Origin of the sequence: Streptomyces cinnamoneus, from assembly GCF_002939475.1 — a bacterium.
GTDB lineage: Bacteria > Actinomycetota > Actinomycetes > Streptomycetales > Streptomycetaceae > Streptomyces > Streptomyces cinnamoneus_A.
In genome coordinates, this window is the sequence record NZ_PKFQ01000001.1 from 996,359 (window position 1) to 1,014,023 (window position 17,665).

At 73.9% G+C, this 17,665-nt stretch carries 13 protein-coding genes; 7 read left to right on the plus strand and 6 right to left on the minus strand.

Annotated features, from left to right (window positions below; all coding sequences use genetic code 11):
• Positions 1-126: 126 nt before the first annotated feature.
• Complete coding sequence (locus tag CYQ11_RS03865) at positions 127-1,512, plus strand: dipeptidase (RefSeq protein WP_099198548.1); 1,386 nt, start codon at positions 127-129, stop codon at positions 1,510-1,512.
• A gap of 231 nt (positions 1,513-1,743) precedes the next feature.
• Here the strand turns inward: CYQ11_RS03865 and CYQ11_RS03870 are convergent, their stop codons facing one another.
• Together CYQ11_RS03870 and CYQ11_RS03875 are read right to left on the minus strand one after the other, a co-directional pair.
• Positions 1,744-2,781: an NUDIX hydrolase gene (locus tag CYQ11_RS03870; RefSeq protein WP_099198549.1), complete on the minus strand. Its 1,038-nt coding sequence runs from the start codon at positions 2,779-2,781 to the stop codon at positions 1,744-1,746.
• A gap of 353 nt (positions 2,782-3,134) precedes the next feature.
• Entirely contained in the window at positions 3,135-4,061 is a 927-nt protein-coding gene (locus CYQ11_RS03875) for an ROK family protein (protein ID WP_240003298.1), read from the minus strand.
• Between the two features lie 235 nt (positions 4,062-4,296).
• On the opposite strand from CYQ11_RS03875, the gene CYQ11_RS03880 reads away from it, so the two are divergent.
• From CYQ11_RS03880 to CYQ11_RS03900, 6 genes are all read left to right on the plus strand, one after another.
• Entirely contained in the window at positions 4,297-5,364 is a 1,068-nt protein-coding gene (locus CYQ11_RS03880) for a LacI family DNA-binding transcriptional regulator (RefSeq protein ID WP_099198551.1), read from the plus strand.
• A 526-nt stretch (positions 5,365-5,890) separates the two neighbouring features.
• Positions 5,891-6,043, plus strand: a complete 153-nt coding sequence (locus CYQ11_RS29370; protein WP_181143565.1) for an FDLD family class I lanthipeptide — start codon at positions 5,891-5,893, stop codon at positions 6,041-6,043.
• A 163-nt stretch (positions 6,044-6,206) separates the two neighbouring features.
• On the plus strand, positions 6,207-7,526 hold the full coding sequence (locus tag CYQ11_RS03885) for a lanthionine synthetase C family protein (RefSeq protein ID WP_181143566.1): 1,320 nt from the start codon (positions 6,207-6,209) through the stop codon (positions 7,524-7,526).
• Between the two features lie 128 nt (positions 7,527-7,654).
• Positions 7,655-10,885 carry a lantibiotic dehydratase gene (locus CYQ11_RS03890; RefSeq protein ID WP_181143567.1) on the plus strand — a complete coding sequence of 1,077 codons (3,231 nt, stop codon included), beginning with the start codon at positions 7,655-7,657 and terminating at the stop codon, positions 10,883-10,885.
• On the plus strand, positions 10,882-12,720 hold the full coding sequence (locus CYQ11_RS03895; RefSeq protein WP_146104646.1) for an ABC transporter ATP-binding protein: 1,839 nt from the start codon (positions 10,882-10,884) through the stop codon (positions 12,718-12,720). Before CYQ11_RS03890 ends, CYQ11_RS03895 begins: the two co-directional genes overlap by 4 nt.
• Positions 12,720-13,664, plus strand: a complete 945-nt coding sequence (locus tag CYQ11_RS03900; protein WP_181143568.1) for an MsnO8 family LLM class oxidoreductase — start codon at positions 12,720-12,722, stop codon at positions 13,662-13,664. The genes CYQ11_RS03895 and CYQ11_RS03900 overlap by 1 nt, the downstream gene beginning before the upstream one ends.
• On the opposite strand, the gene CYQ11_RS03905 is transcribed toward CYQ11_RS03900, so the two are convergent.
• From CYQ11_RS03905 to CYQ11_RS03920, 4 genes are all read right to left on the minus strand, one after another.
• On the minus strand, positions 13,661-14,947 hold the full coding sequence (locus CYQ11_RS03905; RefSeq protein WP_099198556.1) for a DUF6986 family protein: 1,287 nt from the start codon (positions 14,945-14,947) through the stop codon (positions 13,661-13,663). The two genes, CYQ11_RS03900 and CYQ11_RS03905, sit on opposite strands and share 4 nt — an antisense overlap.
• A gap of 171 nt (positions 14,948-15,118) precedes the next feature.
• A complete protein-coding gene (locus CYQ11_RS03910) occupies positions 15,119-16,081 on the minus strand; it encodes an electron transfer flavoprotein subunit alpha/FixB family protein (protein ID WP_099198557.1) in 963 nt (320 codons plus the stop codon).
• A 73-nt stretch (positions 16,082-16,154) separates the two neighbouring features.
• The gene (locus CYQ11_RS03915; RefSeq protein WP_099198558.1) at positions 16,155-16,940 is read right to left on the minus strand and encodes an electron transfer flavoprotein subunit beta/FixA family protein; all 786 of its coding nucleotides are present in this window, start codon (positions 16,938-16,940) and stop codon (positions 16,155-16,157) included.
• A gap of 189 nt (positions 16,941-17,129) precedes the next feature.
• Positions 17,130-17,636, minus strand: a complete 507-nt coding sequence (locus tag CYQ11_RS03920; RefSeq protein WP_099198610.1) for a flavin reductase family protein — start codon at positions 17,634-17,636, stop codon at positions 17,130-17,132.
• Between the last annotated feature and the right edge of the window lie 29 nt (positions 17,637-17,665).

Consider the following 17,665-nt stretch of genomic DNA (forward strand, 5'->3'; position numbering starts at 1 on the left):
TCCGGCGGCCGACCGGGGGAAGACCGCGAGCGGACCACCCGGCGCACGCCCGCGCGGGCCATGACAGGATCGTCGGGCAATCGCCCGTACGTACGGACATAACGCCGCGCCCCCAAGGAGCGTTCCATGGACACGTCCTCGACCACGCAGCCGGATCCGGCCGCGCTCGCGACGACCGTCGCCTCGCTGCAACCCCGCGCCCTGGCCGAGCTGGCCGAGCTGGTGGCCTTCAAGTCGGTCGCGGACGAGGCGCAGTTCCCCCGGAGCGAGTGCGAGGCCGCCGCGGACTGGGTGGCCGGAGCGCTGCGCGCCGAGGGCTTCGAGGACGTGGCCCTGCTCGACACCCCCGACGGCACCCAGTCCGTCTACGGCCACCTCGCCGGCCCCGCCGGCGCCCCGACGGTCCTCCTCTACGCGCACTACGACGTGCAGCCGCCCCTGAACGAGGACGCCTGGATCTCCCCGCCCTTCGAGCTGACCGAGCGCGACGGCCGCTGGTACGGGCGGGGCGCCGCCGACTGCAAGGGCGGCTTCATCATGCACCTGACCGCCCTGCGGGCGCTCAAGGAGCACGGCGGCGTACCGGTCGGCGTCAAGGTCATCGTCGAGGGCTCGGAGGAGCAGGGCACGGGCGGCCTGGAGCGGTACGCCGAGGCGCACCCCGAGCTGCTGGCCGCCGACGCCATCGTCATCGGCGACGCCGGGAACTTCCGCGTGGGCCTGCCGACCGTGACGGCGACCCTGCGCGGCATGACCATGGTCCGCGTCCAGGTGGACACGCTGGAGGGCAACCTGCACTCCGGCCAGTTCGGCGGTGCGGCCCCCGACGCGCTGGCCGCGCTGATCCGCGTCCTCGACTCGCTGCGGGCCGAGGACGGCTCGACGACGGTCGACGGCCTGACCGCCGCCCAGGAATGGGAGGGCCTGCAGTACGGCGAGGACGCGTTCCGCCAGGACGCCAAGGTCCTCGACGGCGTCTCTCTCATCGGTTCCGGCACGGTGGCCGACCGGATCTGGGCCCGCCCGGCCGTCACCGTCATCGGCATCGACTGCCCGCCGGTCGTCGGCGCCACCCCCTCCGTCCAGGCCGGTGCCCGCGCCCTGATCAGCCTGCGCGTCCCGCCGGGCCAGGACGCAGCGGAGGCGACGAAGCTCCTGACGGCGCACCTCCAGGCGCACACGCCCTGGAACGCCCGCGTCACCGTGGACCAGGTGGGCCAGGGCCAGCCGTTCCAGGCCGACACCAGCAGCCCGGCCTACGCGTCGATGGCGGAGGCCATGCGCATCGCCTACCCGGGCGAGGAGATGCAGACCGCCGGCATGGGCGGCTCGATCCCGCTGTGCAACACGCTGGCGTCGCTGTACCCGGAGACGGAGATCCTCCTGATCGGTCTGAGCGAGCCGGAGGCCCAGATCCACGCGGTGAACGAGAGCGTCTCGCCGGAGGAGCTGGAGCGCCTGTCCCTGGCGGAGGCGCTGTTCCTGACGAAGTACGCGGCGGGAAAGCACTGAACCCACCCGGCTGAACCACCGTGCAAGCGCCCGCGACGGCGGAAGGCCACGTGAGGGGGCGGGGCGGGGAGGACCCTGACAGGGGGCGTGAAGCGGTTTCGCGGGCGGTGCCGGGTGCGGGGGAAACGGGGGGCGAGACCCGCGAAGTCGCAGCCCTCAGAAGGGCCCTCCCCGCCCCGCCCCCGGCCCCGCGCCGGCAGGGCGCACACCCGGCGGGCGGTACCCGGGGGGTCACCCCACCGGCACGCCGCCCTCAAGGTTGAGCGGCATCCCCCGCTCCCGGGCGCGCAGCGCCCACCGCAGCCGGTTCAGCCGCACCGGCGGCAACATCGTCGAGGCCTCGTCCTCGGTGACGAACCGCCACCCCCGCAGCTCGGCCCCCGGCAACAGCAGCCGCTCCGCGTCGGCCGTGTTCAGCCGGCCGCCGTCGAACAGGAAGCGCAGCCCGCCGAAGCCGGGCGGCTTGGGCGGCTCCCAGTCGACGACCAGCAACCGCGGCACGGAGGTGAGTTCGATGCCGATCTCCTCGGCCACCTCCCGCATGCCCGCACGGGCGGGTGCCTCACCGGGCTCCACGACACCGCCGGGGAACTCCCAGCCGGGCTTGTAGGTCGGGTCGACGAGCAGCACCCGGTCGTGCTCGTCGAAGAGCAGCACACCGGAGGCGAGGGTCTCCGCGGTCGGTTCGGGGGTCTGGACGATCGGGCAGACACCGGCGGTGCCGGTGCGTATGGCCTCGGCGACGCGTTCGGCCGTCTCCCGCGGCGTGAGCCGGCTGTTGTCGACGCCGAAGGCGTCGGCGGTCAGCCAGGGCAGCGCCTCGCGGTACGGCTGGACGTGGTCGCGCGCCCACTGCCGGACGGACTCGCTGCGCGCGGGGTCGTCCGCGAACTCCACCCGCCCCTCGATGCGTTGGCGCAGGATCGTTTCATCGGTGTTCAGCAGGATGTGCCTGACCCGGATCCGCCGGGCGGCCAGGCCGCCGAAGACCTCGTCGCGATACTCCTGCCGCAGCAGCGTCATCGGCACGATGAGCACCCCGCCGAGCTCCGCGAGGAGTGCCGCCGCCGTGTCCACAACCATGCGCCGCCAGATGGGCAGGTCCTGGTAGTCGTCGACCTCCCCCCTCCGCTTGGGCGGTAGGAGGTGCCGCAGCGCCCCGCCGGTCACCTCGGGGTCGTAGAGGTTGCTGTCCGGGACGAGTTCGGCCAGTTCCCTGGCCGCGCTGGTCTTCCCGCCACTGAACGCGCCGTTCAGCCAGACGATCACGGTTCCCCCCTTCTCCGAGGCCCCCTGTGACGTTCCGCGCCCGGAACACCGTGGCCGCCAACACCTTGCCACGGAAACGTGTGCGAGCGGCATGGGGCCCCGCGCGGGGAAGGCGGAGACCTGACGGGAACGCGTCACACGGAGCGGCACACGAGAAGCACCCCGAACGGCGACGACCGGCCCCACCGCGACCGCACACGGCAGCGTGCCCGGCCCCACCACCGCGACCCGCAAGACAACGCGACGCCGAAGGACAACGCGGCACCAGGCAGCGCCACTCCGCCGAGCAGCACCACAGCACTGAGCGGCACCACACCGCTGAGCAGCACCGCAGCGCACCCGACGCGACCGCGTCACCCCGCGGCGGAGGTCCCCCACAACTCCACACTCCCCGCCGCGGCGGCCGCCGCGCCGACCAGGCCCGCGTCGGAGCCGAGCCGGGCGGGGAGGACCTCGACGCCCGAGGCGAAGGAGAGGGTCGCGTAGTCGCGCAGTCGTGACCGCAACGGGCCGAACAGCACGTCCCCGGCACCGGCGACGCCCCCGCCTATGACCGCCACCTCGATCTCCACCAGCGCCGCCGTGGCGGCGATCCCGGCGGCCAGCGCCTGCGCGGCCCGTGCGAAGGAGGCCAGGGCGACCGGGTCGCCCGCCCGCGCGGCCACCGCGACGGCCTCCGCGCTGGCGTCACCGTCCGGGCCGGGGCGCCAGCCGTCCGCCACGGCCCGGCGTGCGATGTTGGGGCCGCTCGCGATGCGTTCGACGCAGCCCCGGGCACCGCAGGGGCAGGGGGCGCCGTCCAGGTCGACGCTGATGTGCCCGATGTGCCCCGCGTTGCCCGTGGGTCCGGCATGCAGGCGGCCGCCGAGCACCAGACCGCCGCCGACGCCGGTGGAGACGACCATGCACAGGGCGTTGTCCCGGCCCCGGGCCGCCCCCTGCCAGTGCTCCGCCGCCGTCATCGCCACCCCGTCGCCGACCAGCACCACCGGCAGCCCGCCGGTGTGCCGGGCCACCTCGGCGACCAGGGGAAACCCCCGCCAGCCGGGCACGTTGACGGGACTGACGGTGCCGGCCACGGCGTCCACCGGCCCGGCGCTCCCGATGCCCACGGCCCGTACGCGGGGCCAGAGCGGGGAGCGGAGCAGCTCGCCGAGGACGGCGGCCACCGCCCCCATGACCGTCGCGCCGTCCTCCCGGGCGGGGGTCGCCCGCCGGGCGCGGACGAGCAGCCGTCCGTCCCCGGCCACCAACGCCCCGGCGATCTTGGTGCCGCCGATGTCGAGCGCGGCGACGAGGTCGCCCGAGGGCGGACGGGCACAGTCGCCCGAGTCGGGGCGGACGGCGTCGCCCGGGTCGGTGTCCACGGTGGCGTTCTCTCCTGGTCGGCGGCGGCGAAACGGCTCTGCGCCCGTCAGTCTCCCCAGTCATGACAACGTTGTCCAGGCTCTATGCTCGACGTCACCTCCGCAGGTCCGGGAGGCACAGCACCCCTCGTGCAAAGGACGAGCGCCCATGGCCGACACCGCCCCGCCCTCCGGCCCGGCCGGCACCCCCCGCAGCGGTCGTCCCCGCTACGGCGCCCGGCCCACCATGAAGGACGTCGCCTCGCGGGCCGGGGTGGGCCTCAAGACCGTCTCCCGCGTGGTGAACGGCGAGCCCGGGGTCACCCCGGACACCGAGCGCCGCGTGCAGGACGCCATCACCGCCCTGGGCTTCCGCCGCAACGACAGCGCGCGCATCCTGCGCAAGGGACGCACCGCCTCCATCGGCCTGATCCTGGAGGACCTCGCCGACCCCTTCTACGCCCCGCTCAACCGCGCCGTCGAGGAGGTCGCCCGCGACCACGGCGCGCTGCTCATCAACGGCTCCAGCGCCGAGGACGCCGACCGCGAGCAGGAGCTGGCCCTCGCCTTCTGCGCCCGGCGGGTCGACGGCCTGATCGTCATCCCCGCGGGCCACGACCACCGTTACCTGGAGCCCGAGATCGCGGCGGGCGTGGCCACGGTCTTCGTCGACCGCCCGGCCGGCCTGATAGACGCCGACGCGGTCCTCACGGACAACTTCGGCGGCGCCCGGGAGGGCGTCGCCCACCTCGTCGCGCACGGCCACCGCCGCATCGGCTTCATCGGCGACCAGCCCCACATCCACACCGCCGCCGAGCGGTTGCGCGGCTACCGCGCCGCGATGGAGACGGCCGGCCTGCCCGTGGACGGCTCCTGGGTGTCGCCCGGCTCCACCGCGCCCGGGCGCGTACGGGCGGAGGCCGAGCGCATGCTCACCGGACCGGACCCGGTGACCGCGCTGTTCACCGGGAACAACCGGGTGACCGTCACGGCCGTCCGCGTCATCGCCGAACTGGGCCGGCCGGTGGCCCTCGTGGGCTTCGACGACTTCGAGCTCGCCGACCTGCTCTCCCCCGCCGTCACGGTCGTCGCCCAGGACCCCGCCCGCCTCGGGCGCACCGCGGCGCGGCTGCTCTTCCGGCGCCTGGAGGGCGTGGAGGGCGCCCCTCGACGTGTGGAGCTGCCGACCCGGCTCGTACCGCGCGGCTCCGGAGAGCTCCCTCCTCCGTCCGCCTGACCCGCACCGGGGCGTCCCGCCCCCCCGGAAACGCGCCCCGACGCTCGGACCGTTTCCTCCGCGGCAATCCCCTTTAAGGGCCAGGCAATTCCCTTCGCTGCGGAATTCCTCCACCGTTCACATGGCGATCACATGGCTGGTTCCGGCATGGTCGCCGTCGGACGAGCGGTCCACCACACCCGGATCAAGCTAGCCCATTCCACTGATGATATCTACAAATCAATCAAAATCCCTAACTAGTCCCATATCTGGGCGATATGGACAGCTCATGATGCTCATGGACAACTGAATGATATGGAATCTGGCCATCCTCTTGGCCGGATTGAACCATTCCACTACGAGTTGATCAGCGCGTTCCGTGATCTTGTTAACTGCGCCACACCGCTGGTGGCCGGAACGGGACGTCAAAATCGGCCAGCGTGTTCGAACTGCGTGCTAGAACTCTCCTACAGCCGCTCCCTTGTACGGAATTCAGTGGAGTCCGGCCGGGGGAGCGGGAATTCATGAATTCTCAGTGGAGGTAAAGATGGAGCAGGATTTCGATCTCGACGTCCGCGTGGCCGTGGCCCCGACCCAGGACACGACGCAGGGCTTCGCGAGCATCGGCAGCACCTGCTGGTCCTGCAACAACGCTTCCTGCGGCTGCCCGATCACGATCGGCTACCCGACGGTCTGCTGATCGCCTGACGGGCACGTGCCCGCAGTGGAGAAGCTCCCGGTGCCGGACGGCACCGGGAGCTTCCGGGAAGTCGGGGGCTTCCCGGAAAACGGTGGACTGCCGGACTCGGCCCACCGTTCGAAGAACGATGCGGAGTGTTGTGGTGAATCGGGGGGAGTCCGAGGTGGCACTGCTGGAATTCGACGCGAGGGCCGCCGAAGTGGCCCGGGCCGTGGCCGGCCGGCTGGCGGCCTTCGCCGGTGCGGCGGTGGAGACGTCCGGCGACGGGTCCGCGGCGCACGGGTCGAGCCTGGCCGACGGCTACCCGGGGATCGCGCTGGCGCTGCTGCACGCCGGAAGGACGCTGGACGAGCCGCGACTCGTCGACGCGGCCCAGGCCCTGCTCCGCCGTTCCGCCCAGGCCACCGCCGAAGAGCCGCTGGCCGGCCCCGGTCTCTACGCCGGCACCGCGGGTTTCGCCTCCGTCCTGCTCGACTTCTCGGTGTACGACCGTCGCTACCTCCCGTCCCTGCGCCGGATCGCCGACCGGCTCGGCGAACAGATCGCGGCCACGCCGCGGCTGGAGCCCGGGGCGGGCCTGCCGGTCTCCGACTTCGACGTCATCTCGGGCGCGGCCGGCCAGCTGGCCGCGGCGGTCCGGCTCAGCACCGCCCTGGACGCCTCACCCGGCGACCCGGTCCGCGTCGCGGCCGAGCGGCTGACGGAGTACCTCCTGCGGCTGACCGAGCCGGACGACCGGCGGCGGTTCGGCTGGTTCACGTCGCCCGACTACTACCCGGCCTATCCGGGATACGAGGACCAGGCCCCGCACGGGATGTACAACCTGGGCTTCGCCCACGGCCTGCCGGGCGTCATCTCGGCGCTGTGCGCCGCGGCCGCCGCGGGGATCGGCGGCCCTGGCCCGGCGGAACGCCTCGCGCAGACCACGGCCTGGCTGGTCGAGAACCGGCTCAGGGACGAGGTGCCCGGCGCCGCCTGGCCGAACCTCCTCCGGGCCGACGAGGAGACCGGCCTGCCCGTCGCCCCGCTCGGCCAGCACCCCGCGCGCGCCGCCTGGTGCTACGGCGCTCCGGGGATCGGCATCGCCCTGCTGAGCGCGTCCAAGGTGCTCGGGGACACCGCCCTTGAGGCGACCGCGGCCGGGGCCCTCCAGCGGGTGGTGGACTGGGCCCCGGACGAGCGGACCGTCTTCTCCCCCAACCTCTGCCACGGCCACGCCGGACTGCTGGCGGTCTACCGGCGGGCCCACGCGGTCACGGGCTCGGCCTCCTTCCGGGCCATGGCCGAGGACTCGCTGTCCGCCGTTCTGTCGCTGGCGGACGAGGCCCGCCCCTACGTGGTGACGGACGAGCCCAGGCGTGGCGAGTTCGCCGACGACCCGGGACTGCTCAACGGCGCGGCCGGTGTCCTGCTCGCGCTCTGCGGGGCTCTCGCACCGCAGGCGGCGGAGTGGGACGAGCTCTTCTTCCTCACCCGGGCCTGACCCGAACCCGGGCCTGACCCGACCGGGACCGCGACGGACCGGAGGCGGACCCCGGACCGCCGCACCCCGTACGCCCGCACCGCCGCACCCCGTACAAGCGTCGCCCACAGCACAGCTAAGGAATGAGCGTGACCCGTCGGAACGCCGAGACCAGCGACCGGAAGTCCGGGAGAGACCGCACCTACGTCGCACGGGACTTCTTCCTGCTCCGCGCGCCGGCCCTGCCGACCCGGGGGATGACGGACCTGCTGGCCGCCGGGGCCAGGACCCCGGGCGCGGACCCGGCGGGGTGGGAGGCCCGCTATCTGCGCGGTCTGCTGGAGATGTGGGCGAGGCCCGGGGTCCGCTCGGCGATCTCGCTGGCGGCACCGGACCTGGCCCGCGCCGTGGAGGGCGTCGACGCGCTCTCGGCCCGGGACCGGCGCCGCGCGATGATGAGCCTCGGCCGGTACCTGAACCGGATGAGCATGCGGCCGACCCCGCTGAGCACGGTGGCGGGTGTGGCGGTGGGCGCCTTCCCGGGACCGGCCCCGGCCGCCCCGCCCGGCCGGCCCGACACCCCTGCCGGCACCCTGCTCGGCGTGCCGGCGATCGTCGACGCCGTGGCCAGGCCGGACATGGGCTGGGTGCTGCACCTGTTCAAGTCGGTCATCGACGCCCCGCGGGCCCGGCCCGAACTGGAGCTCCGCACCAACGACCTGATCCACCGGAGCAGGGGCCGGGCCTGGCTGTCCACGGCCGACGCCTACGGCGAGGGGTCGCGACGCTCGGTCTCCGTCCGCTGGTCGCCGGCGGTCGGGCTGGTGCTGGAGTCGGCCCGTACGCCGAAGACCTTCGGCGCGTTGCGCGACGAGCTGACGCAGCGGTACCCGGCGGTCCCGCCGGAGAAGGTCACCGCGCTCCTGGACCAGCTGGTCGAGCTGGCCTTCCTGATCACCGCGCACCGCCCGGTCCTGCTGGAAGGGGCGGAACAACCGCCGCTGTCGGCCCGGTTGGCGACCGCCTGCGACGACGAGGCGGTCGCCGCGCTGGCATCCGTCGAGGACGCGGTGGCCGCGTTCAACGCCGCCGGCGACGTGGCCGCCCTGGAGGCGCTCCAGGAGGAGATCGCCCCGTCGGCACGGCAGGTGAGCGCCGACTACGGCGGGCCGCTGCTGCGGGTCGACGCCCGGCTGAACGTCCCCGCCCGGCCCGTCCTGCCGGCCGAGGTCCAGACACTGGCGGAGGACGCCGCTGGGATCCTGACCACCGTGGGCGACGTCTACCAGTACCCGTTGCGGCTCCGCGACTACGCGACGGCGTTCACCGAACGCTACGGCGCGCAGGCCGAGGTCCCGGTCCTGGAGGTGCTCTCCGAGGAGACCGGACTGGGCCCGCCGGCCGGTTACCTGAACCCGCCGCGTTCCTTCGAGCTGCAGCCGACGACCACCAGCGACCGGAGCAGACAGGACCGGGACGCGGTCCTGCAGCGCTTCGCCGCCGACGCGATCAGCCGCGGCGGCCTGGAGGCGGTCCTCGACGAGCGGTGGACCGCCGAGCTGCGGCAGCACGACGACCGGCCGCTGAGGCCCGCGATCGACGTCCACCTCCAGCTGGCGCCGCCCACGGCACCGGGGTCGGGCTGGCACGGAGTGGTCACGGCGGTGGCGTACGGCGGCCGGACCTTCGCCCGGTTCCACGACGTGCTGGGCGAGGAGGGCCGCCGGGATCTCGCGGAGCTGGCCGCGGCGGAGGCCGCGCTGCTGCCCGGGGTGGCGGTGGTGGAGCTGACCTACCTGCCGGAGAAGGCCCGGGCCACGAACGTCGCGGTCCGGCCGGCGGTGCGCACGCTCGAACTGCCGCTCAACGTGGCGCCGGGGCGGCCCGCCCACCAGGTGATCGCGCTCGAGGACGTGGTCGTGGGCGTGCGCCAAGGACGGCTGTACCTGCACAGCCCGGTCCTCGGCTGCGACCTGCACGTCACCCAGCACACCATGCTCAACCCGCTGATGGCGCCGAACGTCGGCCGCTTCCTTCTCGACGTCTCCTCGGCCGCCTTCCGCGACGTGTCGCCGTTCGACTGGGGCTCCCTGACGAACAGCATGCCGTTCCTGCCCCGGGTCGTCTGGCGCGACCTGGTGCTCAGACGCGCGCGCTGGCTGCTGAGCGCCTCCGGACTGCCGGCCAGCTGTACGGGATCGCCGGCGGCCTTCACCGCGGCCGTCACGGCCTGGCGCGCGCAGTGGAACGTGCCGCGCCACACCGTCCTCACCCAGGGCGACAACACGATCCTGCTCGACCTGGAGAGCGCCCCCTCACTGGAGGAACTGCGGCTGGCCGCCGCCCGGGACGCGGACTTCACGCTGCGGATCGAGGAGGCGCTGCCGGGACCCGAGGAGGGCTTCCTGCGGGACGAGGCCGGCGCCCCCTTCGCCGCGGAGGTCGTCGTGCCCGTGCTGCGCCGGCAGCCGGCGCCCGCGCCCCGGGCGGTGGCCGCCGCCCGGCGACCGGTCACCGACGCCGAGCGGCTGCGGCCGGTGGGCGGACCGTGGGTGTACGCCAAGCTGTACGTGGAGAACGACGCGCAGGACGCCCTCCTCGTCGAGGAGGTGACGGCGCTGACGCGCTCGCTGGCCGAACGGCGGCTCGCGGGCCACCCCTTCTACCTGCGGTACGGCGATCCCGCCCCGCACCTGCGGCTGCGCTTCCCGGCCGCGGACCCGGCGCGGGCCGCCGAGCTGCTGGGCGAGGTGGCGACGTGGGGCCACGGCCTGGTGGTCGGGGGCCGGATCGTGGACGTCTCCTTCGCCACGTACCGCCGCGAGGTCGAACGCTACGGCGGGCCCGAGCTGATCGACGCGGCCGAGGAGCTGTTCCGCGCGGACAGCGCCGCGACCCTGGCCCTGCTGCGGCACCTCGCGGCGCCCGCACCGGCGGGTGAGGTCCCGCTGGACCGGGCCGCCCTCACCGTGCTCAGCCTCGAAGCCGTCGGCCGGTCCCTGGTCCCCGACTTCGCCGAACGGCACGACCTGGTGCGGTCCATGGCCGGTCCGCGGGCCGGCGGTGCGGAGTACCGGGCCGTCGCGCGCCGGCTCTGGCAGGGCCACACCGCCCCCGGCGCCGAGGCCGCGGTGCTCGGACAGGTGAGCGAGGCCTGGCGGGACGCCGGGGCCGGGTACGCCGCCCGGGTCGCCGAGCTCGCGGCGGCCGGCGCCCTCTGGTCGGACCGCGAGGACATCCTGCGCAGTCTGTTCCACATGCACAGCAACCGGATGGGTCTGCGGCGCGAACAGGAGGATGCCGCGTACGGCATGTGGCGGCGGCTCCTCGACCGGGTCGCCGCGGCCGGGGACGCGCCGGCGGCGGGAGGGTCCCGGTGAACCCGCGCTCCCGGCTCCGGCGGCTGGCGCAGGCACCGCGCCCGGGCCTGAAGGTGCTCGGCCAGTCCTGGCGCAGTGACCGCGCCGGAACCGCGCAGGTGATCGTGACCTCGCTGGTCGTCGGTGTCCTGCCGGCCTGTCAGGTCACCCTCACGGCGGCCTTCGCGACGGCTCTGCTGCGCGCCGCCGGCAGCTCCCGCCCGCAGGCCGGCGACATCCTGTTCTACCTGGGCCTCCTGGCCCTGCTGGGCCTCGGCTCGCAGGTGCTGATCCTCCTGCAGAGCCGGGCCATGCAGCGCTGTCAGAGCAGGCTGTCGGCCCATCTGTCCGACGAGATCATCAGCCGGGCGGGACGGTTCACGCTCTCCCAGGTGGAGGATCCCAAGATCCAGGACTCGTTGCAGCGGGCCGTGCGCGAGGTGGGTTTCCGGCCGGGCATGCTGCTCTCCCAGCTGGTGCAGACGGTCACCCAGGTGGTCGCCTTCGGCTCGGTCGGCGCGATCCTCTGGACCCTGGACTACCGGGTGGCGCTGCTGGCCGTGCTCGCCCCGGTGCCGACGGTGGTCGCGCAGATCCTCCAGGGCAAGCGCGCCCACGCGCTGGAACACGGCCGTTCGGAGGAACGGCGCCGGCTCACCTACTGGCAGCACCTGGCCTCACAGCCGGACTCGATGAAGGAGGTGCTGGCCTTCCGGCTCGCCCCGGTGGTCCTCACCCACCACCGGAAGCTGCTCGCCGGGATCGTCGGCGCCGACCTCCGGCTGGCGAACCGGAACTTCCGCCTCGCCATCCCGATGGTGGTCCTCACCGCGGCGCTGACCGTCTCCGCGCAGGCCACGGCGATCCTGGCCGGCACCGACGCGCGGCACGTGGCCGGACTGCTCGCCGTGATCCAGGCGATCGGCATGCTGCAGAGCAGTGCCCAGATGCTCTACGGCGCCCTGTCGGGGATGTACGTCAACCAGCTCTTCCTGCGCAATGTGAACGAGTTCCTCGCGATCGAGCACACGCCGCTTCCGGAAGGGGAGCTGGCGTTCCCCGAGGAGATCAGCGCGGGCGTCGAGTTCCGCGACGTGTCGTTCAGCTACCCCGGCAGCGGGCGGCACGCCCTGGAGAACGTCTCGTTCACGCTGAAGCCGGGCCAGGTGACGGCGGTCGTCGGCCTGAACGGCGCGGGGAAGTCGACCCTCGGCAAGCTTCTCGGCCGCCTCTACGAGCCGACCGGGGGCTCGATCGTCGTCGACGGCGTCCCCCTCGCCGACTTCCGGCTGGACAGCCTCCGCGACCGCGTCTCCTACGTCTTCCAGAACTACGTCCAGTACCAGCTCTCGGTCGGTGAGAACATCTCGCTCGGCCTGGTGCACGAGGCGGACCGGGCAGCCGGGAGGGTCGAGGCCGCGGCCCGCGAGGTGGGGATGCACGAGCACATCGCGGCCCTGCCCCAGGGTTACGGGACGCAGGCCGGAAAACTGTTCACGGGCGGCGTGGAGTTCTCCGGCGGCCAGTGGCAGCGGCTGGCCATCGCCCGGAGCATGGTGCGCTCGGCCAGCGTGCGGGTCATGGACGAGCCGACCGCCGCGCTCGACACCATCACCGAGGCCGAGTTGCTCGACACCCTCACCACCGCCACGGCCGGCCGGGTCTCGCTGCTGATCGCCCACCGCTTCTCGTCCGTGCTGCGCGCGGACCGGGTGCTGGTCTTCGACCGCGGCCGGCTCGTCGAGGACGGCGACCACCAGGAGCTGATGGGCCTCGGCGGTCTGTACGCCCGGATGTACGAGGCGCAGACCGCAGGCCACGAACCCGCGGCGGGAGCCGCGACGGGAGCCCGATGATGAGACTCACCGCGTTCGACCAGGTGCTGGTCTACGGCGCCACCGGCCCGGCCGGGGCCGCCCGGGAGTCGGTCCGGCTCGCGGTGGCGGCCGAGCGCCTGGGCTACGACCGGTTCTGGGTCGCCGAACACCACGGGGCGACCAGCGGCTGCGGCTCGCCCGAGGTGCTGGTCGCCGCGGCGGCCGCGGCGACCGGGACCATCCGGGTCGGCACCGCCTCGGTCCTGCTGCCCCACTACGCGCCCTTGAAGGTGGCGACCACCTTCAACCTGCTGGAACGGCTCTTCCCCGGGCGGATCGATCTCGGTGTCGGCCGCGGCCCCGGCGGGGTGGAGACGGTCACCCGGCTGCTCGCGCGGGCGGGTGAGGCGCCGTACCACGAGAAGATCGAGCACCTGCTGGCCCACGTCACCGCCGGGACGGACCTGCTGCCCGAGTCGTCCCCGCCCCAGCTGTGGCTGACCGGTGCCGGCCCCGGCGGCGCGCAGCTCGCCGCCCGCCACGGACTTCCGTTCTGCCTCGCGCAGTTCGCCCACGGCGCCCCGCGGCCGGACATCGTCGCGCTGTACCGGGAGAACTTCCGCCCGGGGCCGTTCGGGGCGGCCCCCCGCGTCAGCGTCGCCGTCCGGGTGGCCTGCGCGGACGACCCCGGGGACGTCCGGCGCCTGCGCTCCGTCCTCGCCCTGGCCGCCGCCCCGACGGGCCGCCGGACCCTTCCGTCCTGGGAGGAGCTCCACGCCCTGAGGCCCGCCGCGCCCTCGCCGGAGACGGGCACGGACGGCACGGCCCTGTTCTCCGGGGTCCCCGCGGAGGTGGCGGAACGACTCGCCGCCCTGGTCGCCGCCTACGCCCCCGAGGAACTCGCGGTCACCACCGTCTGTCCCGACTTCGACCTCCGGGTCCGGACCTTCGAACTGGTCCGCGCCATGTTCCCGGCCGGCTAGGGGGTGTCCTGGCCCGGGCGGCCGGCCAGCCGCTCCAGCGCACCGCGGCCGAGCCCCGTCAGGCCGGTCACCTCGCCGGCGTCCAGGGCCCCGCAGTCCAGCCCGCGCAGCAGATGGCCGCTCAGGGCCCGGGCGGTGGCCGGCTCGTCCAGCACCGCGCCCCCGGACCGGCCGGTGTAGGCGACGAGCCGGGCGGCCGCCTGGTCCAGGCCCTCGCGGTAGAAGGCGTAGACGGCGGCGTAGCGGGTCGGCAGGTGCGCAGGGTGCATGTCCCAGCCCTGGTAGTAGGCGCGGGCCAGTGACCGGCGCACGAGCCGGTGGTGCAGCCGCCACGCCTCGTGGACGTGTTCGGTGGGCCCGACGGGCAGGACGTTCGTGGAGCCGTCCGACAGCCGCACTCCCGTGCCGGCCGCGGCCGTCTGCATGACGGCCTTGGCGTGGTCGGCCGCCGGGTGGTCCGGGGACTGGTGGGCGGCGCTCACCCCGCAGGCGGCGCTGTAGTCGAAGGTGCCGTAGTGCAGGGAGGTGACGCGCCCCTCGCCCGCGTCGATCAGCCGGGCGACGGTGGCCCGTCCGTCGGCGCCGAGGATGGACTGGGTGGTCTCTATCTGCACCTCGAACCGGAGCCGGCCGGCCGTCAGGCCGTGGGCCTTCTCGAACTCCTCGGTGAGCCGCACCATGGCGGTCACCTGCTCGGGATAGGTGACCTTGGGCAGGGTGAGGACCAGCCCCGCGGGCAGCCCGCCGGCCTCCATCAGCCCGGTGAGGAAGACGTCGAGGGTGCGGATGCCGCGGTCGCGGACGGCGGCCTCCATGCACTTGACGCGGACGCCCGTGTACGGGGCGGCGGTGCCGTCGGCGTACGCCCGCGCCACCACCCGGGCCGCGCGGGCCGCCGCCGCGTCCTCCTCGGCGTCCGGTCGCGCGCCGTACCCGTCTTCGAAGTCGACGCGCAGGTCCTCCACGGGTTCGCGCCCGAGCTTGGCCCGCACGCGCTCGTACACCGGTGCGGCGAGGCCGTCGGGCAGGCCGAGCACGTGGGCGAACGCGCTCGCGTCGGGGGCGTGTTCGTCGAGCGCCGCGAGGGCCTGCTCGCCCCAGGAGCGGACGGTCGCGGGCCCGAAGGCGTCGGCCGGCACGTAGACCGTGTGCACGGGCTGCCGAGTGCCGGGATCGCCGGGATAGCGCCGGGCGAGCTGTGCGTCGACACCGGCGAGCGAGGCGCCGACGCGCTCGGACACCGAGGGCGCGAACGTGGTCGCGACCGGCTGCTGCTGCCCCATGTGCGCTCCTCCGGGTTTCCGCTGCGCGGAATCGACCATCCGTGCCGCGAAGTTAGCCAGGGACGGTCAGGGGGGTCAACACCGCCGACAGGCCGGGAACGACGACGGCTCCCCGCTCCGGCCGGTGGGCCGGGGCGGGGAGCCGTGCGAAGGAGACGACAGCCCGGGCCGTCAGCCCTTGCGGACCTTGATCTCCTCGGTGAGCTGCGGGACGACCTCGAAGAGGTCGCCGACGACGCCGTAGTCGACGAGCTCGAAGATCGGGGCCTCGGCGTCCTTGTTGATCGCGACGATCGTCTTGGACGTCTGCATGCCGGCGCGGTGCTGGATGGCACCGGAGATGCCCGCCGCGATGTAGAGCTGCGGGGAGACCGACTTGCCGGTCTGGCCGACCTGGTTGGTGTGCGGGTACCAGCCGGCGTCGACCGCAGCGCGGGAGGCGCCGACGGCAGCGCCGAGCGAGTCGGCCAGGGCCTCGATGACCGGGAAGTTCTCGGCGCCGTTGACGCCGCGGCCGCCGGAGACCACGATCGCGGCCTCGGTCAGCTCGGGACGGCCGGTGGACTCGCGCGGGGTGCGGGCGACGACCTTGGTGCCGGTGGACGCGCTCCCGAACGAGACGGCGAGCTGCTCGACCGCGCCAGCGGCCGGAGCGGCCTCGGGGGCGGCGGAGTTGGGCTTGACGGTGATGACCGGCGTGCCCTTGGTGACGCGGGACTTGGTGGAGAACGAGGCCGCGAAGACGGACTGCGTGGCCACCGGGCCCTCGTCGCCGGCCTCGAGGTCGACGGCGTCGGTGATGATGCCGGAGCCGATGCGGACGGCGAGGCGGGCCGCGATCTCCTTGCCCTCCGCGGAGGACGGTACGAGCACGGCGGCCGGGGAGACGGCGTTGTACGCGGCCTCCAGGGCGTCCACCTTGGGCACGACGAGGTAGTCGGCGAACTCGGGGGCGTCGGCCGTGAGGACCTTCACCGCGCCGTACTCGGCGAGCGTGGCGGCGGCGGTGTCCGCACCGGCACCGAGGTGCACGGCGACCGGCTCGCCGATGCGGCGGGCGAGGGTCAGCAGCTCGAGGGTGGGCTTGCGGACGGCACCGTCCACGTGGTCGACGTAGACGAGGACTTCAGCCATGGATCTGCTCTCCTGCGGAAGATGCGAGGGCGGTTGAGATGCGTTCGGGCGTCGGAGTTCGGCGAGCCGTGGCTCAGATGAACTTCTGGCCCGCGAGGAACTCGGCGAGCTGCTTGCCGCCCTCGCCCTCGTCCTTGACGACCGTGCCGGCCGTGCGGGCCGGGCGCTCCGCGGCCTCGTCGACCTTGGTCCAGGAGCCCTCCAGGCCGACCTCGTCGGCCTCGATGCCCAGGTCGGAGAGGTCCAGGGACTGCACCGGCTTCTTCTTGGCGGCCATGATGCCCTTGAAGGAGGGGTAGCGCGCCTCACCGGACTGGTCGGTGACGGACACGACGGCCGGGAGGGCCGCCTCCAGCTGCTCGCTGGCGGCGTCGCCGTCGCGGCGGCCGGTGACCTTGCCGTCCTCGACCTTGACCTCGGAGAGCAGGGTGACCTGCGGCACGCCCAGGCGCTCGGCGAGCATCGCCGGGACCACGCCCATGCCGCCGTCGGTCGAGGCCATGCCGGAGACGACCAGGTCGTAGCCGACGTGCTCCAGGGCCTTGGCCAGGACCAGGGAGGTGCCCAGCGCGTCGGTGCCGTGCAGGTCGTCGTCCTCGACGTGGACGGCCTTGTCGGCGCCCATGGACAGCGCCTTGCGCAGCGCGTCCTTGGCGTCCTCGGGGCCGACCGTCAGGACGGTGATCTCCGCGTCGTCCGCGTCCTCGGCGATCTGCAGCGCCTGCTCGACCGCGTACTCGTCGAGCTCCGAGAGCAGGCCGTCCACGTCGTCACGGTCGACGGTCAGGTCTTCGGCGAAGTGCCGGTCGCCGGTGGCGTCGGGCACGTACTTCACACAGACAACGATCCTCAAGCTCACGCCGGCTCTCCTACTGCATCGTCTCTATCAAAGCTGCCTTGGCAGGCAGCATAGGCGCCTTGGGGGGCGGACCCCGGTCGGGTGCGGATCTCGCTCCGACCAGAATGTTACTCGTCAGTACATCGAGCGTGTTCCCCGAAAGCAAGGCCGGTCGACTGTGATCTGCCCAACGCGCGCGACGGGGACGCCTCAGTCCCGCAGACCGTTGAAGCGCCCCTGGTGGTACAGCAGCGGCCGGCCCGCCCCGGTGGGGTCCCCGGCGACCACCTCGGCGAGGACGACGCGGTGGTCGCCGGCGGGCACGCGGGCCACCACACGGCACACCGTCCACGCCAGCACGCCCTCCAGCACCGGCACCCCGTGCGGGCCGGTGCGCCAGCGGGTGGGCGGGGCGAAGCGGTCGGCGCCGCTGCGCGCGAAGGTCGCGGCCAGCTCCTGCTGGTGCTCGCCGAGTATGTGCACACCCACGTGCTCGGCCTCGGAGAGCACGGGCCAGCTCGACGAGCCCGTGCCGACGCCGAAGGACAGCAGCGGCGGCTCGGCGGCCACGGAGGTGACGGAGGTGGCGGTGAAGCCGACCGGGCGCGTGCCGTGCGCGGTGATCACCGCGACGCCGGCGGCGTGCCGGCGGAAGACCGAGCGCAGCAGGTCGGGGGTGGTGAGGTGAGGCGTGCCGAGTTCGGGCGAGGCCGTCATGGGTGTGTTCTTGTCCTTCCGCCGGGGCA